This is a genomic window from Marinobacter antarcticus (genome assembly GCF_900142385.1).
GTDB classification, from domain to species: domain Bacteria; phylum Pseudomonadota; class Gammaproteobacteria; order Pseudomonadales; family Oleiphilaceae; genus Marinobacter; species Marinobacter antarcticus.
In genome coordinates this window covers 901,203-926,380 of the sequence record NZ_FRAQ01000001.1, presented here as the reverse complement: position 1 = coordinate 926,380, position 25,178 = coordinate 901,203, and the positions used below count along the sequence as shown (strand labels likewise).

General features: G+C 56.0%; 23 protein-coding genes. 9 read left to right on the top strand and 14 right to left on the bottom strand.

Annotation, left to right across the window (positions count from 1 at the left end; translation table 11 throughout):
- Positions 1-56: 56 nt before the first annotated feature.
- A complete protein-coding gene (gene rapA, locus BUA49_RS04325) occupies positions 57-2,957 on the bottom strand; it encodes an RNA polymerase-associated protein RapA (RefSeq protein WP_072795819.1) in 2,901 nt (966 codons plus the stop codon).
- A 16-nt stretch (positions 2,958-2,973) separates the two neighbouring features.
- Positions 2,974-3,723 carry a sulfate transporter CysZ gene (cysZ, locus tag BUA49_RS04320; protein WP_072795817.1) on the bottom strand — a complete coding sequence of 250 codons (750 nt, stop codon included), beginning with the start codon at positions 3,721-3,723 and terminating at the stop codon, positions 2,974-2,976.
- Between the two features lie 97 nt (positions 3,724-3,820).
- Between cysZ and BUA49_RS04315 the strand changes: the two genes are divergently transcribed.
- From BUA49_RS04315 to BUA49_RS04290, 6 genes are all read left to right on the top strand, one after another.
- Positions 3,821-4,225 carry a VanZ family protein gene (locus tag BUA49_RS04315; RefSeq protein ID WP_072795815.1) on the top strand — a complete coding sequence of 135 codons (405 nt, stop codon included), beginning with the start codon at positions 3,821-3,823 and terminating at the stop codon, positions 4,223-4,225.
- Positions 4,226-4,741: 516 nt separating this feature from the next.
- The gene (mnmH, locus tag BUA49_RS04310; protein ID WP_072797650.1) at positions 4,742-5,845 is read left to right on the top strand and encodes a tRNA 2-selenouridine(34) synthase MnmH; all 1,104 of its coding nucleotides are present in this window, start codon (positions 4,742-4,744) and stop codon (positions 5,843-5,845) included.
- Positions 5,846-5,977: 132 nt separating this feature from the next.
- Positions 5,978-6,811: a mechanosensitive ion channel family protein gene (locus BUA49_RS04305; RefSeq protein ID WP_072795813.1), complete on the top strand. Its 834-nt coding sequence runs from the start codon at positions 5,978-5,980 to the stop codon at positions 6,809-6,811.
- Positions 6,812-6,983: 172 nt separating this feature from the next.
- Positions 6,984-7,538, top strand: coding sequence for an aminoacyl-tRNA deacylase (locus BUA49_RS04300; RefSeq protein ID WP_072795811.1), 555 nt, complete (start codon positions 6,984-6,986; stop codon positions 7,536-7,538).
- 85 nt (positions 7,539-7,623) lie between these two features.
- On the top strand, positions 7,624-8,919 hold the full coding sequence (locus BUA49_RS04295; RefSeq protein ID WP_072795809.1) for an FAD-dependent monooxygenase: 1,296 nt from the start codon (positions 7,624-7,626) through the stop codon (positions 8,917-8,919).
- A 38-nt stretch (positions 8,920-8,957) separates the two neighbouring features.
- Positions 8,958-9,323 carry a histidine triad nucleotide-binding protein gene (locus tag BUA49_RS04290; RefSeq protein WP_072795807.1) on the top strand — a complete coding sequence of 122 codons (366 nt, stop codon included), beginning with the start codon at positions 8,958-8,960 and terminating at the stop codon, positions 9,321-9,323.
- A gap of 2 nt (positions 9,324-9,325) precedes the next feature.
- Here BUA49_RS04290 and phoU read toward each other — a convergent pair whose 3' ends face one another.
- The 5 genes from phoU to BUA49_RS04265 all read right to left on the bottom strand — a co-directional run bounded on the left by phoU (position 9,326) and on the right by BUA49_RS04265 (position 14,849).
- Positions 9,326-10,048, bottom strand: a complete 723-nt coding sequence (gene phoU, locus BUA49_RS04285; RefSeq protein WP_072795805.1) for a phosphate signaling complex protein PhoU — start codon at positions 10,046-10,048, stop codon at positions 9,326-9,328.
- Positions 10,049-10,081: 33 nt separating this feature from the next.
- The gene (gene pstB / locus BUA49_RS04280; RefSeq protein ID WP_072795804.1) at positions 10,082-10,972 is read right to left on the bottom strand and encodes a phosphate ABC transporter ATP-binding protein PstB; all 891 of its coding nucleotides are present in this window, start codon (positions 10,970-10,972) and stop codon (positions 10,082-10,084) included.
- 10 nt (positions 10,973-10,982) lie between these two features.
- Positions 10,983-12,260 carry a phosphate ABC transporter permease PstA gene (pstA, locus tag BUA49_RS04275; RefSeq protein ID WP_072795802.1) on the bottom strand — a complete coding sequence of 426 codons (1,278 nt, stop codon included), beginning with the start codon at positions 12,258-12,260 and terminating at the stop codon, positions 10,983-10,985.
- Positions 12,253-13,641, bottom strand: a complete 1,389-nt coding sequence (gene pstC / locus BUA49_RS04270; protein ID WP_072795800.1) for a phosphate ABC transporter permease subunit PstC — start codon at positions 13,639-13,641, stop codon at positions 12,253-12,255. Before pstC ends, pstA begins: the two co-directional genes overlap by 8 nt.
- A 149-nt stretch (positions 13,642-13,790) precedes the next feature.
- On the bottom strand, positions 13,791-14,849 hold the full coding sequence (locus BUA49_RS04265) for a substrate-binding domain-containing protein (protein WP_072795798.1): 1,059 nt from the start codon (positions 14,847-14,849) through the stop codon (positions 13,791-13,793).
- Between the two features lie 194 nt (positions 14,850-15,043).
- On the opposite strand from BUA49_RS04265, the gene BUA49_RS04260 reads away from it, so the two are divergent.
- A complete protein-coding gene (locus tag BUA49_RS04260; RefSeq protein WP_072795796.1) occupies positions 15,044-15,448 on the top strand; it encodes an acyl-CoA thioesterase in 405 nt (134 codons plus the stop codon).
- Here the strand turns inward: BUA49_RS04260 and BUA49_RS04255 are convergent, their stop codons facing one another.
- Both BUA49_RS04255 and BUA49_RS04250 read right to left on the bottom strand, forming a co-directional pair.
- The gene (locus tag BUA49_RS04255; RefSeq protein ID WP_072795794.1) at positions 15,449-16,246 is read right to left on the bottom strand and encodes an ABC transporter permease; all 798 of its coding nucleotides are present in this window, start codon (positions 16,244-16,246) and stop codon (positions 15,449-15,451) included.
- The gene (locus BUA49_RS04250; RefSeq protein ID WP_323807510.1) at positions 16,233-16,877 is read right to left on the bottom strand and encodes an ABC transporter ATP-binding protein; all 645 of its coding nucleotides are present in this window, start codon (positions 16,875-16,877) and stop codon (positions 16,233-16,235) included. The genes BUA49_RS04255 and BUA49_RS04250 overlap by 14 nt, the downstream gene beginning before the upstream one ends.
- Before the next feature lie 194 nt (positions 16,878-17,071).
- Here BUA49_RS04250 and BUA49_RS04245 point away from each other — a divergent pair, with 194 nt between their 5' ends.
- Positions 17,072-17,698, top strand: coding sequence for a porin family protein (locus BUA49_RS04245; RefSeq protein ID WP_072795790.1), 627 nt, complete (start codon positions 17,072-17,074; stop codon positions 17,696-17,698).
- A gap of 14 nt (positions 17,699-17,712) precedes the next feature.
- Here BUA49_RS04245 and arsJ read toward each other — a convergent pair whose 3' ends face one another.
- Genes arsJ through BUA49_RS04230 form a run of 3 tightly spaced genes read right to left on the bottom strand, consistent with a single transcriptional unit; the run spans position 17,713 to position 20,347 of the window.
- Positions 17,713-18,906 carry an organoarsenical effux MFS transporter ArsJ gene (arsJ, locus tag BUA49_RS04240; RefSeq protein WP_072795788.1) on the bottom strand — a complete coding sequence of 398 codons (1,194 nt, stop codon included), beginning with the start codon at positions 18,904-18,906 and terminating at the stop codon, positions 17,713-17,715.
- A 1-nt stretch (position 18,907) separates the two neighbouring features.
- Positions 18,908-19,912 (bottom strand): ArsJ-associated glyceraldehyde-3-phosphate dehydrogenase, encoded by a 1,005-nt coding sequence (locus tag BUA49_RS04235; protein ID WP_072795786.1) that lies wholly within the window; start codon positions 19,910-19,912, stop codon positions 18,908-18,910.
- A 45-nt stretch (positions 19,913-19,957) separates the two neighbouring features.
- Positions 19,958-20,347: an ArsR/SmtB family transcription factor gene (locus tag BUA49_RS04230; protein WP_072795785.1), complete on the bottom strand. Its 390-nt coding sequence runs from the start codon at positions 20,345-20,347 to the stop codon at positions 19,958-19,960.
- 189 nt (positions 20,348-20,536) lie between these two features.
- Here BUA49_RS04230 and BUA49_RS04225 point away from each other — a divergent pair, with 189 nt between their 5' ends.
- Positions 20,537-21,334: an undecaprenyl-diphosphate phosphatase gene (locus tag BUA49_RS04225; protein ID WP_072795783.1), complete on the top strand. Its 798-nt coding sequence runs from the start codon at positions 20,537-20,539 to the stop codon at positions 21,332-21,334.
- A 49-nt stretch (positions 21,335-21,383) separates the two neighbouring features.
- Here the strand turns inward: BUA49_RS04225 and uvrD are convergent, their stop codons facing one another.
- Both uvrD and BUA49_RS04215 read right to left on the bottom strand, forming a co-directional pair.
- A complete protein-coding gene (uvrD, locus tag BUA49_RS04220) occupies positions 21,384-23,549 on the bottom strand; it encodes a DNA helicase II (protein WP_072795781.1) in 2,166 nt (721 codons plus the stop codon).
- 130 nt (positions 23,550-23,679) lie between these two features.
- A complete protein-coding gene (locus tag BUA49_RS04215) occupies positions 23,680-25,134 on the bottom strand; it encodes an NAD-dependent succinate-semialdehyde dehydrogenase (RefSeq protein ID WP_072795779.1) in 1,455 nt (484 codons plus the stop codon).
- Positions 25,135-25,178 lie beyond the last annotated feature (44 nt).

Below are 25,178 nucleotides of genomic sequence, written 5' to 3'. Positions count from 1 at the left end.
CTGACCAGCGTGCACAGCAGCATCCAAGGGTTAACAGCTTCTCAAAACACACGTGCTCAGGCGGTGACGATAACCCGTATACCTTCCAGCGCCAGGCTGGCATGCCCGATAGCCTCGCGGGCGGCATCCAGCTGATTGCGGAAATAATCGATTTCCTCTTCGCGAATGGCCGGGTTCACTCTTTTCAGGGCTTCCAGCCTGCGAATCTCTGGCTCAAAGTTCGCCACCAACTGCTCCAGTGCCTTTTGTTTCATAGGCTCCAGATGCGGTGCAGACAGGCGCTCCACATGATCGACCATGGTTTCCACCTGCGGACGGATCTGCGGCACAACCGCCTGCGCGGTACGCCGACGGATATTTGAACAAAGGTCGTTGAGACGATCATGAGGAAGGGCGGCGGAAAGCTCTTTGCCGTTCACATCCACCAGCAGCCGCAGGGGCGAGACCGGCAGATAACGAGTCAGGTGCAAAGCTTCAGGCGCCGGGCAGTGCACTGTGAACAGCGCTTCCATCAACAAAGTGCCCGGCGGCAGTGCCTTGACTGACAAGCTGGCCAGAGCGGCCTTGCCCAACCCGGAGCTGGTAACCGAGTCCATCACACCCGTTACCATGGGATGCTCCCAACTCATAAACGCAATATCTTCGCGCTCCAGCGCATGCTGGCGATCCCAGGTGACGGTTACGCCGTCTTCCGGCAGTTCGGCGACGTGGCCAGCCTGATACTGCTCGCCTGGGCGCAGAATATCTGCACGTTCAGAATGGTCTTCGACATCCACCCCGAGAATGTCGAAGGCTTCCATCATATAATCGCGTACCTGAACTGGACCTTCTTCCTCTTCAATACCAGCAATCAGCGAATCGGCTATATCGCGGCGACAGGAGTTGAGCTCGATCAGCGCATCGCGGCCATTCTGCAGAAGCGTTTTCAGCCGCGCCGTCTCGATGGCGGAGGCTTCAACCAGGCTATCCAGCACGGAAGACTCGCCATCGACAGCGTTTTTCCACTGTTCGCCAACCTTTTCCTGCACCGCCACGCCGACAGCGCAGCTTTCGGAAAACGCATTCAGGCCTTCCTGGAACCAGCGGTACTGAACCTCCTGCGAGGTATTGCAGAGATAGGGAATATGGATATCAATGGTTTCAGTCTGGCCAATACGGTCAAGACGCCCGATGCGCTGTTCAAGCAGATCCGGGTTGGCAGGCAGATCAAACAGCACCAGATGGTGGGCAAACTGGAAGTTACGCCCTTCACTGCCTATTTCTGAACAGATCAGCGCCTGAGCACCCTGTTCATCGTCGGCAAAATAGGCAGCGGCGCGGTCCCGCTCCACGAGGCTCAGGTGTTCATGGAACGCGGCACTGCGAATGCCGGCACGGAGCTGAAGGTAGTGCTCCAGCGCCATGGCAGTTTCGGCCATGGCGCAGATAACCACGACTTTGGCGGGGCGTAAGCCCGCCAGTTTTTTCTCCAGCCAGACAACCCTCGGGTCGTCTGCCAGCCACTGCTCTTCAGGCACGGATTGCTCCGGGGCTAACCCAGGATAGCCAAACTCCTGGCCCTGATACATGGCAGGGCACTCCAGCGGAACGGCATTGGCCCGGCGCTCGGGAAAGCCCTGTATCGCTGCCCGGGTATTACGGAACAGCACCCGCCCTGTGCCATGGCGGTCGAGCATTGCGTCGATGATGGCCTGGCGCGGCGAATCGCCCTTCAGCAACTCCGCCAGTTCATCGCCCAGCCAGGCCTCCAGCGCCTTGCGGTCGTCTTCATGGATGTCCAAGCCTTCATCCTGCAAGCGCCGCACTACGCTATTGATCGTTTCATACTGCTGCTCTTCTTCCTGAAACGCCTGCAAGTCGTGAAACCGCGCCGGGTCGAGCAGGCGAAGCCGGGCAAAGTGGCTGGCCACACCCACCTGCTCCGGCGTTGCTGTCAGCAATAACAGACCTTCACTGGCTGCCGAGAGCTCCTCCACTACCTGGTATTCAGGGCTGACGCTTTCAGGGCTCCAGGCCAGATGATGAGCCTCATCCACAATCATCAGATCCCAGCCGGCTTTCAGTGCGTCCTTACTTGCCTTCTGACTGTTGACCAGGAAATCGAGGCTGCACAACACCAGCTGGTCGCTTTCAAAGGGATTAACGGAAGACTCCCCCCCGAAGATGTGATTCACCAGGGCATCGACATCATCTTCGCTTTCTTCCAGGGCGTCATAGCGACTCTGGTCAACAATGGAAAAACGCAGATTGAAGCGCCGCAGCATCTCCACAAGCCACTGATGAGTCAGCGAATCGGGCACCACGATCAAGGCTCGCCGGGCCCGGCCAGTCTGCAACTGGTAATGCAGAATAAGGCCGGCTTCAATGGTTTTACCCAGGCCCACCTCGTCCGCAAGGAGCACTCGTGGTGCATGGCGCTTTGCTACTTCGTGAGCAATATAAACCTGGTGCTGCAAGTGCTGTGTGCGGGCACCAATCAGGCCCCGGGCAGGAGAAGCCCGCAACCGGTCCAGGTGCTGCAGGGTTGCAAAGCGCAGACGGAAGGCGCCGTTTCGATCAAACTGGCCGGCAAACAGGCGCTGATGAGGCGCTGAAAAATTGACGGAGCTGGCGAGTTTTACCTCAGATATCTGCTCAATCTTGTCGTCAAGCAGCTCGTCATTATCTGACTCTCTGTCATCTGAAAAGGCCTCGGCGTGATACATCAGCACGCCACCAACATCCTCTACCGCGCGCACCAGGTACCTGGTGCCGCCGAAGGTCTCGATTTCCTCGCCAATCTGATAAATTATGCGAGAAAGTGGGGCATTATCAATAGCGTAGGTGCGCTCTTCATCCGCCGCAGGAAACCCGAGGGTAACCCGACGGCCGGAAATATCTGTCACTATGCCCAGCCCCAAGGCTGTATCACTATGGCTTACCCAGCGCTGACCAATAACAAATTCCGATGCGTCCAAAAAACCTCCAGTCTCATTAATTTCGTGTTGCGCCGTTTTCACGCACCCAATAGGCGGTCGCACCGCAAACGGCTGCGGGAACAACAACCAGGTTCAGAATCGGCACCATGGCTGCCAGAGCCACTGGCAGCCCGAACCCCAGTGCAGAGAGCCGGGTGTCGGCAAGCAGCTCGCGCAACGCACGAAAGCTCACTTTGTGGTTATCTGCGGGGTAATCTACATACTGCAACGCCATCATCCAGCTGTTGAACATAAACCACAGCACAGCCGCAACCAGATTGACCACCGGGATCAAGCCGATAATAAACAGGCCGATAGCCCGGGGCAGGTAATAGATGATTTTCTGCACTTCGCGCCAGAGCGCCCTGGGAATGTCCTTTATAATGCCCGCCCAGCCTTCGTCTGGGCTGACTTCCTGCCCGGTCAGGTGCTTTTCAGTGAGCTCCGCCAGATAACCATAAAACGGGGACCCAATCAGGTTGGCGATGATTACAAAGCCGTACGCCAACATCAGCAGGATCACAGCTCCATAAAGGATCCAGAACAGCCAGTCCAATGCCTGCAGCCAGGCCCAGTCGGGCAGCCAGCCCATAGCGGTGGCAATCAGAACACCAAAGAGCTCGCCCAGAAAATAGAACAGCAAACCGAAGAGAAGAATGTTGATTACAAGCGGAATCACGACAAATAGTCGCAGGCCGGGCTGACGTATCAGACGAAAACCCTCACCCAGGTAGCCCAGTCCACGAAAAAAGTTACCCCTGAGCATCGCTGAATAGCCCTCCGTGTCGATGACAGTGACGGGGTGCACAGCATATCATGTTGAAAACCTTCACACAGCCAGAGAACTCTGACGGATTTCACCAATGGCAACACTGAAACACCAACTGACAACTCTACTGCACTTCCGACCACTGTGGCGTCTTGCTCTGCTGCTATCGGTGATTGCCATTGGCTTTCTGGCAACCACAAGCAGCAGCTATCCAATTCCGTCGGCACCCAGCGACAAGGTGAATCACATGGTCGCCTTTATCGAACTCACGATTTTGACCCGCCTGTCATGGCCCGGTCTCCGCGCCGTCTGGTTTGCACCTTTACTGCTGGGTTTCGGGCTGTGCATTGAGGCCGTTCAGGCGAATCTGCCTTACCGGGACTTCTCTCTGGCGGACATCGCTGCCGATGGCGCCGGAATACTGATTGGGCTTCTACCCTGGCCAGGCTTACGCAGAACCGGCCGAAGAGACTTGAGAGATTCGCCCGAATCCTTGTGAGACATCTCGCACATCCCTGTAAGACCTTGCAGTGACTTTGCGTACGCGGCAGTGGTTTGTGGTGCTCGGAAGACACCTAACCCATTGTTATGTATAACTTATAGAAAACACAACATCCAGACACGTTCCGCAAGCGTGCAGAGCTCACACGTTTCCATGCACCCGCTTGGTATAGTGATGTTGTGAAGGATGACATGGAAAAGGACGACGCACTGGACGCACCCCGGGACGGAATGCGGGGAGAGGCACGGAGGCAGGGATACTTCGCCTAAGGGATAACTATTCGGATCGCCGGCTCGGATGCCGGCACCAAGGAGTGGCACAAGGATTTGCAACACGGCTGTTGCACTCAGCGCAAGGATGCGCCGACCTGTTCCGGTAAAGGGCAGCCTCAGGGTTGCCCTTTTTTTGTGTCGGGCCTCTGGGCAGCCCCTTCAGAACACCGCGACCAGAAAGCAGGAAAAGCTCACATCCGTTATACTGCCGCCACACTTTGGCAAGCGATTGAGCCCTCAAATGGCAAGCAGACCCGATACCGACAACTACCTTTCCCTGTTCCTGAACGACACCCCGTTGATGGATGTACGGGCACCCGTGGAATTCGCCAGAGGCAGCTTCCCGGGCGCTGAGAACGCGCCTCTGATGAACGACGATGAACGGCACCGGGTAGGCATCTGTTACAAGGAAAAAGGTCAGGATGAGGCAATCCGGCTCGGCCACCAACTGGTTTCCGGCGATATCAAAGCCCAGCGCATTGAAGCCTGGAAGCGGTTTATAGCGCGCCATCCGGAGGGCTATCTGTTTTGCTTCCGTGGTGGTTTACGATCCAGGCTCACCCAGCAGTGGATCCAGGAGGCGGGCATTGATTACCCTCTCGTCAAAGACGGCTACAAAGCTCTGCGCCGGTTTCTTATCGACAGTCTCGACAACCTCATTGAGTCCGGTGATTTCCGCATAATCAGCGGGCGCACAGGAACCGGCAAAACCCGTGTACTGCAGCATCTTCCGAACCCGGTGGATCTGGAAGGTCTGGCCAATCACCGGGGCTCGAGCTTCGGACGCCAGGTAACACCTCAACCTTCACAGATAGATTTCGAAAACCGCTTGGCTGTTGCCATGTTGAAGGCCCACCACTTGAATGATGGGCCGGTTTATCTGGAAGATGAAAGCCGTCTGGTTGGTCGCTGCGCCATGCCGGATGCCCTGCAAGAAAGGATAGCTCATGCGCCACTGCTTATTCTTGAGCAAACGTTAGAGGACCGCACTCGCATCATCCGGGAAGACTATGTGGAAAACATGTCCGCTGATTATATGAGTCGTGATGGTGAAGAAGCCGGCTGGCTGAACTTCCGCGACTACCTTCTTGGCGCCCTCGACCGCATAAGCAAGCGCCTGGGCGGTGAACGCCACGGCAAGCTGCGCAGTTTCATGGAACAGGCGCTGGCGCAACAGGAAAGCAGCGGAGATGTTCACGGTCACGACGCCTGGATTCAGCCTCTGCTTCAAGACTATTACGACCCTATGTACGACTATCAGCTCGGCCGGAAACAGGGGCGGATACTTGTCCGTGGAGGCCCGGATGCCGTTGTCGGGTGGGCCAGTGACAATGCCACTGCGTAGCGAATAAGCGTTCAAATAGCGGCTCTGATTTACCCCGATCATTTTGTCTGCTATATACAACCTTGAACACATCCGGCCACGTTATACTGATGGCGTAAACTATAATAAACAGGAATCAACAAGGAATCTCTTATGGAAGATCTGCTTGGCGCTGACGGGCGCGCCTCTGAATACGTGGACCAGGCCATTGCGCTGGTCATGACCTATGCCCCGAAAGTGTTGCTGGCCATCATCACGCTGATTATCGGTATGTGGCTGATCAATCGCTTTGTGAGAGTGCTGGACTCAAAGCTTGGCAAAAAAGACCCCACCCTGAACACATTTTTATGTGGACTTTTCAGTGCCATTCTCAAGATTCTTCTGCTCATCTCTGTCGCTTCCATGGTCGGTATTGCCACCACGTCCTTTATTGCCATTATTGGTGCTGCAGGTCTTGCTGTAGGCTTGGCATTACAGGGCAGCCTGGGGAACTTTGCGGGCGGCGTACTGATTCTGCTTTTCAAGCCGTTCAAGGTGGGTGATGTTATCGAAGCACAGGGATTCCTCGGTTCGGTGCGTGAAATCAGCATTCTCTACACGATTGTCGACACCTTCGATAACCGCCGCGTGGTGATCCCTAACGGTCAGCTGTCCAACTCCAGCCTGACCAACATGAGCGTCTATGATACGCGCCGCTGCGATATGTCCTTTGGCATCGGCTACAGCGATGATATCGACAAAGCCAAAGCCATCGTGCTGCGACTGATCTCTGAAGACGAGCGCGCCATGAAAGATCCGGCCCCTCTCGTGGTTGTTGGTAGTCTGGGCGATAGCTCGGTAAACCTGACCGTGCGTGCCTGGACCAAGGCCGGGGACCTGTGGCCATTCAACTGGGATATGCAAGAGCGCGTGAAAAAAGCGTTTGATGCGGAAGGTATCTCCATTCCCTTTCCCCAGCGCGACGTACACATGTACAAAACCGAGTGAAGTAGCAATCCGTATTGCACAGATACAACCAGTTACTCGCAAACTGCACAACCTCAGCTAAGCTGACCAATAATGGCGGGACTGAACGGCCCCGCCAAGCCGTCGCCGGAGCAGGACAAGCACTCAATCAACCGCTCCGGATTGCTGTCATTGCTGGTAGGAGGCTGTCACTGTGCCGATACAGCAGCTTAAAGAGTTTCTTGCGGAGGCAGATGTTGAATACATGTGCCTCACTCACCCTCCCGCGTTCACCGCTCAGGAGCTTGCTCATCACGTGAAAATTGCGGGTGACAAGGTCGTTAAAACCGTGATTATCGAACTGGATGGAAAAATGGCAATGCTGGTCATGCCGGCAACCTGGCGTGTTCGCTGGGACAGCCTTTCCCGCATCCTCGACACGGATTTCGTCGATCTTGCCGACGAGCAGGCGTTTCAGGATCGCTTCCCAGACTGCGAAGTCGGCGCCATGCCGCCCTTCGGCAACCTGTTCGGTATGACTGTCTACTGCGCAGAACCGCTGACAGCGCAGCCCGAACTTGCCTTTGCTGCTGGAAGCCATACCGAAACCCTGCACATGAAAACCCGGGATTTCCTGAACCTGGTTCAACCAATGGTGCTCAACCAGGGCTTCATCAAGCCTGGAGCCCGGAAGCCTGCCTGGCTAGTGAAAGCACGCCATCCGCATGGTGAGGAATCAAAGCAGCGGGTGTCCGGCATGGCTGTCTGATGGTGCTTTTACAACCGGCTTGATCCCGGTCGCTTGTCTGATCTTTGCCATCGCGTAAACTGTGGGCATCAGACAGGAATCCGATATGACCCAAGCTTTTGATATTGTGATTGTTGGCGCCGGCATGGTCGGCGCCGCCCTCGCCACCGGTCTCGGGCGGGAAGGCTTCAGTGTAGCGATGGTTGATCGCGCCCCGGCCCCGACGTTCGACCCGGAGGCAGCTCCCGACATACGCGTGTCTGCCCTGAGTGCAGGCAGTGAGCGCTACCTGCGAAGCCTGGGTGCCTGGGATCACATCCTCGGCATGCGCGTAACGCCCTATCGCCGGCTCGCGGTTTGGGATGAAACACGGCACCCTCTGAGCGACCTGCTACCCCGCGCATCAAACAAGGTGGAGTTCAACGCCGCCGGACTGAATACCTCGCACCTTGGCCATATCGTTGAAAACTCGGTGACCCAGCAAGGCCTCTGGCATGCCGCTGAAGCCGAACCCTCGGTCACCATATTGGCCGGCAATGGCATATCCAGCATTGCCCAAACAGCTGAACTGGCTACGGTTACTCTGGAGGATGGCCAGCAACTGACCACCGCACTGGTTATTGGCGCCGACGGTGCACAGTCCCGGGTACGAGACATGGCAGGAATAGGCGTTACGAGGAATCAGTACGGTCAGCAGGCCATGGTAATTTCAGTGCGCTATCAGGGCCCGATAGAAGACATCACCTGGCAGGGCTTTTATCCTTCTGGCCCGAGAGCTTTCCTGCCGCTATACAGTGCAGGCGCTGATTACCCGGGCGAGAGCCGCGCTTCATTGGTGTGGTACGACTCACCGGAGGAGATCGCCCGCCTTAAAAGCCTGAGCAATGACGCACTGATGGCGGAAATACAGCTTGGCTTTCCGGCAGAGCTGCCGCATCTTACCCATATCGAGGATCGCGCCAGCTTTCCTATCGCCCGCCAGCATGCCAAGCAATACTTTGCCGGTCGCATTGTGCTCACCGGGGACGCCGCCCACACCATTAACCCCTTGGCAGGCCAGGGTGTTAATCTCGGCTTTCAGGATGCCCAATGCCTGCAAAGCGTTCTGAAGGAAGCCCGACGAGCGGGTGAAGATCTGGCCAAGCCCTCGCGACTGGCCAGCTACGAGCAGCAACGGCGCCCGGCAAACCGACGCATGATGTTTGCCATGGACGCGTTCTATCACCTGTTCAGCAACCGGTTTCCGCCGTTCCATCTACTCCGGAACCTCGGCCTGGGAACCGTCCGCGCCCTGCCCTTTGCCCGTAACCGGGTGGCCCGCTATGCCATGGGCATCGACGACGAACTACCGGCGGTCATCAGGCAACTTGCGTCCAGCCTGCCAGGCCTGAACCAGCCTTAAATATCTGAACAACCATGTGACAATAAAAGGGAGCCAATATGTCCGAGACCATTTTCACTAAAATCATAAACCGCGAAATACCGGCGGATATCGTCTATGAAGACGACATCAGCTTGGCCTTTCGCGATATCAATCCCCAGGCACCGGTGCATCTGCTGGTCATTCCGAAAAGAGCAATCGCCACCATCAATGACATGGTAGAAGGGGATCGTGAACTGGTTGGCCACCTTTACTGGGTAGCCGCCAAGCTCGCTAAAGAAATGGGCTTTGCCGAAGACGGCTATCGCACCGTGATGAACTGTGGTGAAAACTCCGGCCAGACCGTGTTCCACATTCACCTTCACCTGCTGGCAGGAAAGCCCCTCGGCTGGCCTCCTTATACCGACAAAATGAAGCAGGCCTGAGCTTAACGCCCCACAACCCGCTCGGCTTCTTCCATGGGTGTGTGGCGGACATCTTCACCCTTGACCATGAAGATCACGTTCTCGGCAATGTTGCAGGCGTGATCTCCCACCCGCTCCAGTGCCCGCAGAACCCACATCACCGACATACAGCGTGAAATATTGCGGGCATCTTCCATCATGAAGGTCAGCAGAGTTCGGGCTGCGCCTTGGTATTCCTCATCCACCCGTTTGTCTTCCTTCATTACCCGCAGAGCCTGTTCGGAATCCAGCCTGGCAAACGCATCCAATGAGTCGTGGAGCATTCCCATTACATGGGCGCCAATATGGCGCACCTCCACATAGCCCTGGGGCGACTGACCTTCCTCGCTGAGTTTGATCGCAAACTTAGCGATTTTCTTGGCCTCGTCGCCCACCCGCTCCAGGTCTGCAACCATTCGGATCACCGAAATCACCAGCCTCAAATCACGGGCGGTCGGCTGACGACGGGCGATGATGAGCATGGCTTCTTCATCAACATCCATCTCCATCCTGTCCACCAGCTTATCTTTGGCCCGTATTTCTTCCGCCAAATAGCCATTACCATCAACCAGAGCTTTAACGGCGCTGTCGATCTGGGTTTCCACCAAACCACCCATTTTCAGGAAACGGGTTTTCAGGGCCATCAGTTCGTCATTGAACTTGTTCGAAATATGATCGCCGTAAACATCGTCCTTTTTATCTGGCATAGCTATATCCTCCAATGTTCAACCGTACCGGGATTAACCAAAACGCCCGGTGATGTAGGATTCGGTGAGCTGGTGCTCAGGTGAGGTGAACACCTTGTCAGTTTCGTTCACTTCAACCAGGTGGCCCAGGTGGAAATATGCAGTGCGATGAGACACCCGAGCCGCCTGCTGCATGGAGTGAGTCACAATGACGATGGTATAGCTTTCGGACATCTCGGCTATCAGTTCTTCCACCCGTGCAGTTGCAATCGGATCAAGGGCCGAACATGGCTCGTCCATCAGGATCACTTCCGGGCTGACGGCAATGGCGCGGGCAATGCACAGGCGCTGCTGCTGGCCGCCAGACATGCCCGTTGCCGTGGCGTCCAGACGGTCTTTGGCCTCATTCCACAAGCCAGCCTTGCGAAGACTGTTTTCGACAATGTCGTCAAGCTCGGACTTTCGATTTGCCAGCCCGTGAATTCGGGGCCCATAGGCCACATTGTCGTAGATCGACTTCGGGAAGGGGTTCGGCTTCTGGAACACCATTCCTACCCTGGCCCTCAGTTCAACCACGTCCCGCTTTGAGTCATAGATGTTCTGATCATCCAGTTCAAGCGAGCCTTTAACCCGACAAATTTCAATGCTGTCATTCATCCGGTTCAGGCATCGCAAAAAGGTAGATTTACCGCAACCAGAAGGACCGATGAAGGCAATGACCTCATTTCGGCCAATATCCAGGCTGATATTCTTGATTGCCCGGGCCGCGCCGTAGGAAACCTCCACATTACGAAGCTTGAATTTAGGATCGTCGGCAAATGGCTTTCCTACCGTTTTGCCTTCTTCAATCACGGTATCTTCAGGCTTGTCTTCAGGCACAGAAATCTCTGTCCCCTGGTTTCTAATGTCGGCTTCTGCGGAAATACTCGGATTCATCGTGTTCATATCATTCTCCTTACCAGCTACGCTCAAGCCGTTTACGCAGCCAGATCGCAAGTGCGTTCATACTGATCATGAAGGCAAGCAGCACCATGATGGCGGCAGATGCCAGCTCTACAAAACCCTGCTCGGAGCTACTTGCCCATAGGTAAATCTGTACTGGAAGCACAGTGGCCGAATCGAAAAAGCCGCCGGGCACGTCCACGATAAAGGCCACCATGCCAATCAGCAGCAGCGGGGCTGTCTCCCCCAGAGCTTGAGCCATACCTATGATAGAACCTGTCAGCATTCCGGGCATCGCCAGAGGTATCACGTGGTGGAGCACCACCTGCATCTTGGAGGCCCCGACACCTTCCGCAGCCTCCCGAACCGAGGGCGGCACGCTCTTGATGGCCGCACGGCTGGAAATGATGATCGTTGGCAGGGTCATCAGTGCCAACACCATGCCGCCTACCACCGGAACCGACCGGGGCATACCGAACAGGTTTATGAATACCGCCAGACCCAGCAGACCAAAAATGATGGACGGTACCGCAGCCAGATTATTGATATTCACTTCGATAAAATCGGTAAGTTTGTTCCGTGGCGCGAATTCTTCGAGGTAGACTGCCGCCGCAATACCCACTGGAAACGAGATGCCCAACGTGACCAGCATGGCCAACAAAGAACCGACTATCGCACCCAGGACACCGGCGTTGGCAGGCTCCCTGGAGTCACCTCGACTGAACAGCACGTCGTTGAAGCTGGTATCGATAATCCCTTTTTCCAACAGCTCATCCACCCAGCGTTGCTGCTGTTCGGAAAGTTTGATGCTGTAACGCGGATTGTCTGCATGCTTGACGTATACCGAGACCCGATCATGGGCCGGAAACTCTATAGTTTGGGTGGTGTCCAGAAGATCCGGATTTTTTGTCAGTAAATCGCGGACTTCACTGGCTGCAAAAGTGCCCAGAAAACGGCCCAGCTCACGCCTCTCACCCGCGCTGCGCGCCTCAGGAACATGCTCCTGCAATGCGGCGATAATCGGCGCGGTGAAATCCGCCATGGACAGTTGGTCCGCATCGGTTGGATCATCAAGGTACATCATTGCGGAATCGAGGTTCACGTCCAGGGTGATGGTGGTCTTTACGAACCCGGTATGTCCCTTGCTGATAATATCGGCGAACAGGGTAAACAGGGACGCCAGGGCGATGAAAATCGCCAGAATGCCGTACAGCCGGAATCGACGCTCCTTACGGTACCGACGTTTCAGCGACTTGCGGACGATCTCTGCCTGAGAACGTTGATCAGTCATACTGTTCCCTATATTTACGTACGATTTTCAATGCGACCACGTTGAGCAGCAGCGTTACGATAAACAACAACATACCGAGGGCAAAGGCCGACAGTGTCTTGGCGCTATCAAATTCCTGATCACCCACCAGCAATGTTGCAATCTGAACGGTCACTGTCGTTACCGATTCCAGCGGATTCGCCGTCAAGTTGGCTGCCAGCCCTGCCGCCATCACCACAATCATGGTTTCGCCGATGGCGCGGGACGCCGCCAACAGAATGCCGCCAATAATGCCAGGAAGTGCCGCCGGGAAAATTACCTTTTTCATGGTTTCCGACTGCGTCGCACCCAGAGCCAAAGAGCCGTCCCGCATGCTCTGAGGTACCGCATTGATCACATCGTCTGACAGCGATGACACGAACGGCACGATCATGATTCCCATCACCAGGCCGGCGGCCAGAGCACTCTGGGAAGAGGCTTCCAGGCCCACTATTTCGGCAAGGTCACGGATAAACGGGGCAACGGTCAATGCCGCGAAAAAGCCGTAAACGACGGTAGGAATACCCGCCAGCAACTCCAGCACCGGTTTGATCGTTGAGCGCATACGCTTGCTGGCATACTCAGACAGGTAGATGGCAGATAATAGGCCAACAGGCACTGCAACCAGCAGAGCAATGGCGGAAATCAACAGGGTGCCGGTAAACAGAGGGATAACGCCAAAGGCGCCGTCGGAACCCACCTGATCAGCACGCAAAGCGGTTTGCGGGCTCCAGCTGGTCCCGAACAGGAACTCGGTAATCGGCACTCTGTCGAAGAAACGTATGGTTTCAAAAAATACTGAGAACACGATGCCTGCGGTGGTCAACACTGCCAGCGCGGCACACACAAAAAAGATTCGACGCAGTGTTGTTTCTACGTTTTTTCTGGCGTTTATGTGAGGCGCTACGCGGGTCCAGGCAAAGGTTGCTCCCAACACTGCAATCAACACAACCAGGATTGCCTTAAAGTTCCCACTCTTGTCTTCCATGGCTTCCAACAACGATGCCGCCCCGGCAATATGCTCCGGCACAAACTCAGGGTTCAGGCTGCCCGCTGCCACGTTGCTGATTTGTGAAAGAATCAAGCTTGCCTGTCCGGCCGACTCGGGCCAGGCATCCTGGGGCAGCGATGCGATCACAATGCCCTGAATTACCTTGTCTTCAAAACCGGCCCAGGCTGCCAGCACAATCAGTGCTGGGATGGCACACCAAAGCGCGGCACGCGCAGCGTAGTAGAAAGGGAGCGCCTTGAGATTCCGGATGCCGCCAAGGGGCGCTGCCACAGCCCGGGATCGCATATAAGCGAGGCCATAGGCAACCACGGCGAGAACCAGAATCAGGGGCAGAAGATTAGCCGTCTGCATATCAGTCTCTGTATTAATGGCTTTAAGTTAGCTGGGCGTCTATTTTGCCAGTTTGCCGCACAAAAATATTCATACCAATGTAACAAAAGAACGCGAGCCACCAAGCCCGCGTTCTTTTTTCGTCATCCCTGACGACTCCTGATCGAGCCTTACAACTCGTTACCAGTCATCGGCTTCAGTTCTTTCGCTGCTTTGGCAATCTTCATGCGCTCGTTGCGCGGGCTTGGGATCAGGCCTACATCGACCAGATAACCGTTATCACCCCAGGCACCCTCACTGGTGAACTCAGAGACGTATTCCTGGATACCCGGAACAACACCCACGTGCGCCTTCTTGATATAGAACCACAGTGAACGGGCTACCGGGTATTTGTCGCTGGAAATGGCTTCGGGAGTCGGCTCGACGCCGTTCACGGTCGCCGCCTGGATCTGGCCACTGTTTTCCATGAGGAAGCTGTAGCCGAAGATACCGACAGTTTCCGGATCCTGAGCCAGACGCTGAACGATCAGGTTGTCATTTTCGCCAGCTTCAATGAACGGGCCGTCTTCACGCATGCTTTGACACACGGTCTTGAACTTGTCTTCGTTCTCGTCTTCCATCTGCGCGATCATGTCGAACTGTTTGCAACCGCTCTCCATCGCCAGCTCAACGAACGCGTCACGGGTGCCTGAAGTCGGGGGCGGGCCCATTACGCTGATTTCAATATTCGGAAGGCTGGAGTCGATTTCGCTCCAGTTCATGTAAGGGTTGGCAACCAGCTCGTTACTACCGTCGGGGTTAGGTACATCTTTGGCCAGTGCCAGGAAAATTTGCTTCAGGGACAAGTCGAGCTTTTCCGCATCCTTGGAGTTTGCCATAACGATACCGTCAGCACCGATACGTACTTCGGTGATTTCCTTGACGCCGTTTGCCTGGCAGTTAGCGAATTCGCTCTTTTTCATACGACGGGAAGCGTTAGTGATGTCCGGGTGCTGAGTACCAACACCTTGACAGAACAGCTTCAGGCCGCCACCGGAACCGGTAGACTCAATCTTGGGCGTCTGGAAATCGGTGTTACGGCCGAAACGCTCGGCAACCACGGTAGCGAACGGGTAAACCGTGGAAGAGCCCACGATGCTGATGGTGTCGCGTGCCATGGCAGGAGTCGACACGGCTGCAATACTGCCTGCCAGTGCCACGCTTGTAAGGGCTGTCTTAAGTTTGATCAAGTTGAGTCTCCATTTGTCACTTTGACTTTATTTACGGGGTTGCTTCACCGATGTGTGAACAATAAAGGGGTTCTGTGACAACTTTATTACAACCACTGAAATATAGACCAAGACGCTCAATTTTTCTTGCAGACGCCGTTCAGGGCGCTAACATGCGGGGACTACAACAATTCCGTACTAAAAAGGTTGAATCCATGACGGTGCTCGATGACGACAGACCCACGCCGAGGGGCGAGCTGATAATCCAGGTAATCCCCCTGCCTTCCGACACCAACCCCAACGGCGATGTATTCGCCGGCTGGCTGGTCAAACAGATGGACATTGCCGCGGCCTCCATGGCGGAGCGAATTTCCCAGGGGCGCAACGCGACCGTTGCCATGGACCGAATGGAGTTTCTGTCACCACTGCGGGTTGGCTCCCAGGTCGGCTGTTACGGAGAACTGGCAGACATCGGCCGTAGCTCGATGAAAATCAATGTGGAAGTGTGGACCCTTGACCGCACCGCCAAAAACCCACGCAAGGTTACCGAAGGCCGGTTTGTGTACGTCGCCATCGATGAGCATGGCCGTATTCGGGAAGTCCCGGAGCAACATCAATAGTCAGGGCTTCACCAGCCGATCCAACCGCAACCGCTCGCGTTCGTCGAACAACCGGCGGCTACCCCAGGATACTGCCATTACCGCACCGAAGCCGGTGCCTGCGGTAATGATAAGCATCACCAGAATCTGATACTTGACGGCCACTGCCGGCGAACTGCCGGCAAGAATCTGACCGGTCATCATACCGGGCAGGCTGACAATACCTGCCGCCGCCATGGCATTGATCGACGGCATCATTCCACTGCGCATAGCGTCTCGCCGGATATCTTCCAAGGCCTGCTGCCAGGTTTGCCCCAGCATCAGCCGGTTTTCAATCACCAGCCTCTGGCGCCAGGCCGATTCGTTCAACCGGTCCAGGGCCAGGCTGACGCCAGTCAGGTTGTTGCCCAGCATCATCCCCAGTAACGGAATGGCGTACTGCGGGGCGTACCAGGGATCAGGACCAATCACCACGATCAGTGCCAGCACGGTCACGGTGAATGACGACACGAACATCGCACCAGTGCCAATACCAAACGCCCACCAGCCCTTCAGCTTTCGGCCCTGACGGGCCACCACTTCCCTTCCCGCTACCAGCAGCATGATCAGCGCCATCAGGGCAATCCAATAGAATGCGGACGAAGCAAAGAGCGCTTCCAGAACCAACGCGATCAAGGCCAACTGGATGACGGTGCGCACAGCAGCTGTTAACAGGCTGCGGGTAATACCCAAACGGGAAAGATGGCTGGTTGCCGCCAGCGCCAGAATCAGCAATGCCGCCAGCCCCAGTTTCCACCAGGCTAGATCAATCACTTCCATGAACGAGCTCCAGTCTGGTTCCATCAATCTGGTAGTGTGCATCGGCCACACGCTGAATCTGGGCCGGATCATGGGCCACCCACAGGGTGGCAAGCTGCCGGCGATGAATCTCATCAAGCAGCCAGTTTTCGATGCTGATCGTGGTATCGCCATCCAGATTGGCAGTGGGTTCATCCAGCAACAGTGCTTGCGGTTCTCGGGCTAAAGCCCGCCAGAGTGCCAGACGTTGGCGCTCGCCAGACGACAGGCGACTTACCGACCAACCCATCACTTCCGGCGGAAAACCCAGGGCCAGCGGCAACCGATCACCGGTCGTGCCAGGAAAGTGCCCACCCACCTCGTCAAACCACCACTGGCTGTCAGCGGGCACCATCCCCACCTGGAGGCGCCATTGGTGGGCGGCAAGGGCGAGCTGATCGATGCCACTGAGCGAGATTCGGCCGCTGTGGGGCTCAAGATCGGCGATCGCCCGCAGCAACCGGCTTTTACCACTGCCGGAAGGCCCTGACACGCAGACTACTTGCCCGCCAGGCACCGCCAGCGATACCTTGGCCAATGCGCCAACGCTGACGTTTTCGAGCCGCAGAGCCGTCAAAATCGAATCACCAGGGCAGTTCCAGGCCAATGCCACGATTGGTACCGGTAATCGCAATCCGTTTGGATTCAGACATAACACCTCTTTTCTGTTCGGTTTTCACTGGGAACAACGGACAGGCTTCACCAAGACATGCCTGCCCACCGCTATTGGCAAGGCTCTGCTGAATCTGTAATGGTTACACCATTACACCCATCTTGCCAGCAACCAACGATCGAGCCCTGGGCCATATGAACATTCAAGCACTAAGCGCAGCTACACTCGCACTGATTATGGCAGCGCCTCCCGTAGCAGCTGAGATTGGCCTTACGCCGTTTGCAGGTTTTCGCATGGGCAGTTCCGTGGATATTGAATCCGCCAGTGCCAGCACTGACGATGAAATCCGCTTCAAGGATTCTGTCAGTCACGGTCTGGTGGTAAATTTTGATCTGCCGGAAGCTGGCAAACAGGGGGAGGTCTACTTCGGGCGACAGAGCACGTCGGCCAGGCTCAGCAATGGACTGTTCGCACCGAATACTCGATCAATTGACCTCACGATCTACCAGCTCCAGTTCGGTGGCCTCTACTTTCCGAGCGGCAAAACCAGCGGCGGCTTTGTCTCCGGCGCTTTGGGCGTGACCCGGCTGGAGCCGGACAATTCAGAGTTTGACACTCACCACCGCGCCGCCCTGTCGCTGGGTGGCGGCTATCAGTTTTTCCTGAGCGACCAACTGCGCCTGAGGCTCGACCTGCGCGGCGTCTACACCGCCTTGGACTCCGGTGGCTCAGTATTCTGCTCCGGTGGCTGCGAGCTCAGATACAGCAGCAGCGGCTATATTCAGGTTGAAGCGGGTGCCGGTTTGGTGCTGCGTTTCTGACGCCTTTGCCACTGTCAGGCCGTGGCTTCATGCCTTTGGGGAAGCATCAGCGATAGCAACGCGGCCATGGCCACCAATCCCGCAGAAATCCACAAACAGGCCTCCAGACCATAAACCTGATAAACCCAGCCTGACAGGATTGTCCCGAGAAGCCGGCCGGCGGCGTTGGACATATAGTAAAATCCTACATCCAGAGACACACCATCACCTCGTGCATAGCTGATAATCAGATAACTGTGCAGAGAAGAATTGATAGCAAACAGCACACCAAATAACAGCAGGCCGCCGATAACCACGTACTGAGGCGACCAACCCATCATCAGGCCAGCGGCAATCGCCGCAGGCACCAGCGCGAGGGCAGCGGCCCAAAGCACTGCCGGCCCTTTGCTTTCCATGTTGCCGGTGATGCGTGGAGCAATGGTCTGAATGAAGCCATAACCGATTACCCAGGTGGCCATGAATCCGCCTACCTTCCAGAAATCCCAGCCAAACACCGTATGCAGGTATACCGGCAGAGCTACCACGAACCAGATGTCCCGCGCACCGAACAGAAACATCCGCGCAGCGGACAAAACATTGATGGCACGGCTTTTCGACAAAATTTCTCTGAACTTCGGCTTGGCTTTGCTCTTGCCCAGTTCTTGCTTGAGCAGGAACAGACTGGCCAACCAGACCAGACCCAAAGCCACGCCCATAATAATCACCGCACCCGTGAACCCGACTGCCATCAGCAGCACGCCGCCCAGAAAAAAACCGACGCCTTTCAGAGTGTTCTTCGAACCTGTCAGGATAGCCACCCATTTGTACAGCCGATCCTGCTCGCCATCCGATACCAGCAGTTTGATTCCGCTTTTCGCTGACATCTTGTTCAGGTCTTTGGCAATACCCGACATCGCCTGAGCTGCCATCACCCAGGGCACGGTTAGCACTGCCGCTGGAACCGCCAGCATTCCCAGTGCCAGAATTTGCAGGAACAAACCGAGGTTCATGGTGCGATTGAGCCCGATTCGCGCACCCAGATACCCCCCAACCAGATTGGTCACTACCCCGAAAAATTCATAGAAAATGAACAACAGGGCAATATCCAGCGGCGAATAGCCCAGCTGGTGGAAATGCAGCACCACCAGCATGCGCAAGGCTCCGTCCGTCAGGGTAAAGGCCCAGTAGTTGCCGGTGATCACCAGGTACTGACGGAGGGCAGCAGTCATATCAGGCAGAACCTACCTTGCGTACCAGTTCCGCGGTGCGGTTAGCGTAACCCCATTCGTTGTCGTACCAGGCGTAGATCTTCACCTGAGTGCCGTTGACCACTAGCGTGGACAGGGCGTCGACAATGGATGAGCGCGGATCGGTTTTGTAGTCGATGGACACCAGCGGGCGCTCTTCGTAGCCCAGAATATCCTTGAGTTCGCCCTCGGCGGCTTTCTTCAACAACTGGTTCACGGTGTCGCGATCCGTCGGCGTTTCCACTTCAAAAACGCAGTCAGTCAGCGAGGCGTTCGTCAGCGGAACCCGCACGGCGTGACCATCCAGCCGCCCCTTCAGCTCCGGGAAGATCTCGATAATCGCGGTGGCGGACCCTGTGCTGGTGGGGATCAGCGAACTGCCACAGGAGCGTGCCCGGCGCAGGTCCTTGTGCGGCGCGTCGATTATGGTCTGAGTGTTGGTCAGGCTGTGGATGGTGGTGATAGAGCCGTGTTTGATGCCGAGTTTCTCATGAATGACTTTTACCACAGGCGCCAGGCAGTTGGTGGTGCAGGACGCAGCGGTAATGATGCGGTCGTTGGCCGGATCGAAAATATGCTCGTTCACACCCAATACGATATTCTTGGCCCCCGCTTCCTTCACCGGCGCAGTGACCACCACACGCTTCACGCCCTGATCCAGGTAGCCCTGCAACGCCGCTACCTTCTTGTTCGCGCCGCTGGCTTCGATCACCAGGTCGCAGCCGGACCAGTCAGTATCGCCGATAGCCTTGTTGTGAGTGACGGTGATGCGCTTGCCATCAATCACCATCTCATCGCCACTGGCCTCGGCCTCATGGCTCCAGCGACCGTGAACACTGTCAAAGTTCAGTAGGTGTGCCAAGGTATGGGTGTCTGCCCCCGGATCATTGATGGCGACAAATTCCAGTTCCGGCCAGCCCCAGGCCGCCCTCAGAGCCAGGCGGCCAATGCGGCCAAATCCGTTAATGCCTACTTTGATCTTACTCATGGTGGTCTCCTTGCGAGATTCGCAATTCGGGTATCCGGTAAATAATCAGGCGCACTGCACAACCGAGCGCTGCGCCATGGCCTGCAACTGCGCCAAGGGAGTTTCGATCAATGCCTGATTGTTCTGAGCGGCTTCATTCAGAACCCGCGAAACCCAGGCTGGTAGCCGGGGGTTAAGATAATAATAGACCCATTGGCCACGACGTTCCGTTTCCACCAGTCCGGCATCTCGCAGGCTGGCCAGGTGCCGGCTGACTTTCGGCTGGGACACCTCAAAGGCTTCGGTCAGTTCGCACACGCACAGCTTTTCCTGATCCCGGATCAGCAACAGAGCTGACAGCCGCAACTCATCACCCAGCGCCTTGAAAATAGTCACCGGGTTGCAGTCTGCCGGTTTCAGGCCGGTTTGTTTCTGGTGCAGGACTCTACTTTTCATAGGATCTTCCGATATTCAAATTATCGTATATTCGATTTTCCATATATGTATTTTGCGATATTAGACATGAAAAATGACAAAGTGAAGACACCAGGATCAGGAAATCTGTTAAGCCAACCGCCATCCTGCTAATATCCCGCCCATCTTTTCATCGCATTGAACCGTGAATCCCCGAACGGAACCCACACAATGGATTTTTACCAGACCTTTTTCCTTGGTCTCCTCCAGGGACTGACTGAATTCCTGCCCATTTCCAGCTCAGCCCACCTTATTCTTGTCCCGGCCTTATTTGGCTGGGTAGATCAGGGCGTAGCCTTTGATCTTGCGGTGCACGTGGGCACCCTGCTGGCAGTTGTGCTCTACTTCCGCGACGATGTTTTCAAAATCGCACGAGATGGTTTGGTTTCCATGGGCCAACGCCGCGTAGTCGGTCAGGGCGCACTGGCACTGTACTTGGTGATAGGCACGATTCCAGCCGGTCTTGCCGGTCTGGCGCTGCTGGATATCATCGATAATGAGCTGCGTGCCGTGGAAATCATCTTTGCCACCACACTGTTCTTCGGCCTGTTGCTGGGCCTTGCAGACTGGATACCCAACCGCCAGCGCACTTTGGACAGCCTTAACTGGAAGGACGCATTACTGGTAGGGATCGCCCAGGCAATTGCACTTATTCCCGGCACCTCACGCTCAGGCATTACCATCACCGCCGGCCTGTTTCTGGGCATGAGCAGGCAAGCCGCCTCCCGGTTCTCCTTCCTGCTGGCCATCCCCATCACGGCCCTGGCGGCCGGTGTAAAGCTGTTGGAAGTCGCTGCTGCGGATATGGTCGTTGACTGGAACGCATTTCTGGTTGGCGGCGTAACCTCCTTTTTGATCGCCATTACCGCCATCCATTTCTTCCTGAAATGGTTGAACACGGTGGGTATGTGGCCGTACGTTATCTACAGAATCATTCTGGCTGGGGTTATTTACGCGGTGCTGATGTAAGAGAGGGCTGGCACAGCGCCGGATCCAGCCTCTGCAACCCCCGAAAACTCTAGCAGGCTTCCAGAGGCGCGTAAGCCAGCACCAGCCATTTGGCCCCTTCTTCGAAATTGACCTGCACCCGTGTGTGGTGGCCGCTACCTTCGGCGTTCAAAACAACGCCCTCCCCGAACTTTGGATGCCGCACCCGCTGGCCGAGGCTGAAACCGGACTGCTTTGCAGAATCCTGGCTGAACAGACCCTCGTTTGGCCGCTCGAGCATCGCCGGGCGGGTTACCGTATTGCGTAACCGCACTTCCTGCAGGCAGTCACCGGGGATTTCGCGTACAAACCGGGACAGCGCATGGAATTTCTCCTGGCCATACAACCTGCGGGACTCAGCGTAAGTAATGACCAACTTTTTCATGGCCCGGGTGATGCCAACATAAGCTAACCGCCGCTCTTCCTCCATACGCCCCGGCTCTTCCAGAGACATGCTGTGAGGGAAGAGTCCCTCTTCGACACCGGCAAGAAACACCAGAGGGAACTCCAGTCCCTTGGCGGAATGCAGGGTCATGAGCTGCACGCTGTCTTCGTGATCAGCAGCCTGGGATTCGCCCGCATCCAGCGCCGCCTGGGCAATGAATTCCGAGAGCGGATCAACGCCTTCTTCCACTTGAAAATCTGCAAGCGCGTTGACCAACTCTTCGAGATTTTCAACTTTCTGCTGGGCCTTCTCGCCTTTCTCATTGGCGTGGTAGTCCTTCAGACCACTGGCTTCGATGGTCTGCTTCATAAGGCCTTGAAGCGACGCGTCTTCGGCCATGGCGGACAGCTCTTCAATGATATCGATGAAGGTCTGCAGGCCGGTTTTCGCCCGCCCTTTCATCTGTCCAGCCTCTAATAACCGCTCAGCCGACTCCCACAAGGAGATGCTCTTGCTAGATGCGTATTGCCGCAGTTCGGACAGGCTTTTGGCACCGATACCACGGGCAGGCAGGTTTACCACTCGTTCGAACGCTGCGTCATCCCGGCGATAATGTACCAGCCGAAGATAAGCCAGCGCGTTGCGGATTTCCTGGCGATCGTAAAAACGCAGACCACCGTACACCCGGTATGGAATACCCTGGCGCATCAAGGACTCTTCCAGTACCCGGGATTGGGCGTTGGAGCGGTATAGAATGGCGGATTCGCTACGCAGATTGCCCTCATCAACCCAGCTGGAGATGCTGTCGGCAATGTAGTTGGCTTCATCCTGCTCGTTGAATGCCGCATACAGGCTGATGGGCTCGCCTTCCACGCCATCTGTCCAGAGCTCTTTGCCCAGCCGGCCCTGATTATTGGCAATCACCGAGTTGGCGGCTTTCAGTATCAGTTGCGTGGAACGGTAGTTTTGTTCCAGCCGCACCAGTCGGGCGTTGGGAAAGTCACGCTGGTACTGCTGGATGTTCTCGATTTTTGCACCGCGCCAGCCGTAAATTGACTGGTCGTCATCTCCCACGACCGTCAGCGGAACACGGTTACTGGCCAGCACCTGCAACCAGGCGTACTGGATCGTGTTGGTGTCCTGGAACTCGTCCACCAGAATGTGCTGAAAACGCTGCTGGTAATGGGCCAGTAATTCGGGCCGGTGCAGCCACAGCTCATGGGAGCGCAGCAGCAACTCGCCAAAATCCACCAGCCCGCTCTGCTGGCAGAGCTGCTCGTACCGGCGGTACACCTTCAGCATGGTGGACGTAAAGTGATCACCGGGGTTTCCCTGAATGTGGTCTGCCCGCAAGCCTTCGTCTTTTTTGCTGCTGATAAACCACTGGGCCTGTCGCGGGGGGAATTGGCTCTCATCAATCTGCGCCTCCCGCATCACTCGCTTGACCATCCGGAGTTGATCATCGCTGTCCAGCACCTGAAAGTTCTCCGGCAAACCGGCATCTTTCCAGTGCGCTCTCAGCAATCGATGGGCAATGCCGTGAAATGTGCCAAACCATAGGCCACGCGTCGGGATGTTCATCATCTGCTCGATGCGGTAGCGCATCTCCTTGGCGGCCTTGTTTGTAAAGGTAACCGCCAGAATCCCCGTAGGCGGAACACGATCCACCTGCATCAACCAGGCAATCCGGTGCACCAGCACCCTGGTTTTACCGCTCCCGGCACCGGCCAGAACCAACAAATGATCGTTCTGTGCCGTAACCGCCTCACGCTGGGCATCATTCAGGGAATCGATTATGTGGGAGACATCCATAGTGAATACTTTCGCTACTGGTTAAATGAACAGTCCGGAAGTATATCAGCCTTGATCCACCCCTGCTTTCCTGCTCTAAAAACAAAGAAGGCGAGCCGTAGCCCGCCTTCTTTGTTAACGCATCGGAGCGTCAGAATCCGCGGGGCACCGTCTGCGCTTCAACAAACTCGAACAAGCCCTCAAGCCCGCCTTCGCGGCCAGTTCCGGAGGCTTTCATACCACCAAAAGGTGCTTCGGGCGTTGGCCCGGTGCCGGTATTCCAGCCCACATGGCCAAACCGCAGACCGGCGGCGACTCTCTGGGCGCGCTCCACATCGGCTGTGAACACGTAGGACGCCAAACCGAATTCGGTGTCATTACCGGCTGCGATAACCTCATCCTCTGTCCGGAAGCTTGCCATCGGCACCAGTGGCCCGAAGGTTTCTTCACGGGAACAGCACATACCCGGCGTTACGCCGGAAACAACCGTCGGCGGGAAGAACAGGTGCCCGTCGCCCAAGTCGCCAGGCTGTTTGCCGGCGACCAGTGAGGCGCCCTTGTCAAGCGCATCTTCCAGATGGCGTTTTACCTTGTCAAAACCGGCTTTGTTGATCAACGGGCCAAGGTCGACGTCGCCTGCAATACCATCACCCACGGTCATTTTATTCACACGCTCCGCGAGCTTTTCGCCAAAGGCATCCATCACCTTCTCGTGAACAAAAACCCGGTTTGCACAGACACAGGTCTGCCCGCCGCCACGGAATTTGTTGGCGATCAGATTGTCTGCGGCGGCGTCCAGATCCGCATCGTCAAACACGATAAACGGCGCATTTCCGCCCAGTTCCAGCGCCAGTTTCTTGATCTGGTCAGCAGTATCCAGAATCAGCTTGCGGCCCACTTCCGTGGAACCGGTAAAGCTAAGCATGGGCACATCCGGGCTTTCGCAAAGAACCTTGCCGATCACACTGGCCTTGCCCATCACCAGGTTCACCATGCCATCCGGCAGGTTCACGTGCTTGTCCATCAACTTGAACAACGCAATCATCGTCAGCGGCGTTTCACTGGCTGGCTTGATCACGGAAGGGCAGCCCGCTGCCAGGGCTGCAGAAAGTTTTTTGGCAATCATGCCAATAGGAAAGTTCCAGGGCGTGATCAATCCGGTAACGCCGATTGGCCGATAGTGCACTGTCCAGGTGCAGTCCTTGGGTTTTTCCGGAAGTGTGTGGGCGTCCAGTGCCTGAATATGCCTGGAACAGTAATCAAAAAAGCCGGCAGCGTAATCCACCTCGCCCTGAGCTTCGTTCAACGGTTTGCCATGTTCCAGGCAAAGGATCCGGCCGACTTCTTCCTTGTTCGATTTGAGCGCATCGCGGATATCCTCCAGCCATTTTCTTCGGGTTTCGATGGAGTACGGGCTGGTCAGTCGTAACGCGGATTTGCCTGCATCGACCGCCGCTTTCACCTCGCTTTCAGACATGGAGGCAACCTGTGCAATTACCTGACCCGTTGCAGGGTTATAAACATCAAAGGTGCTGCCCTGTTCATTGTCAGTCCAGCGACCGCCGATGTAGCCTGTCAGCTTTTCCAGCAGTGGTGACTCGATCATTTCGGCTCCTATTCTGTCAGTAACTGCAGCTGTGGCGATGCACA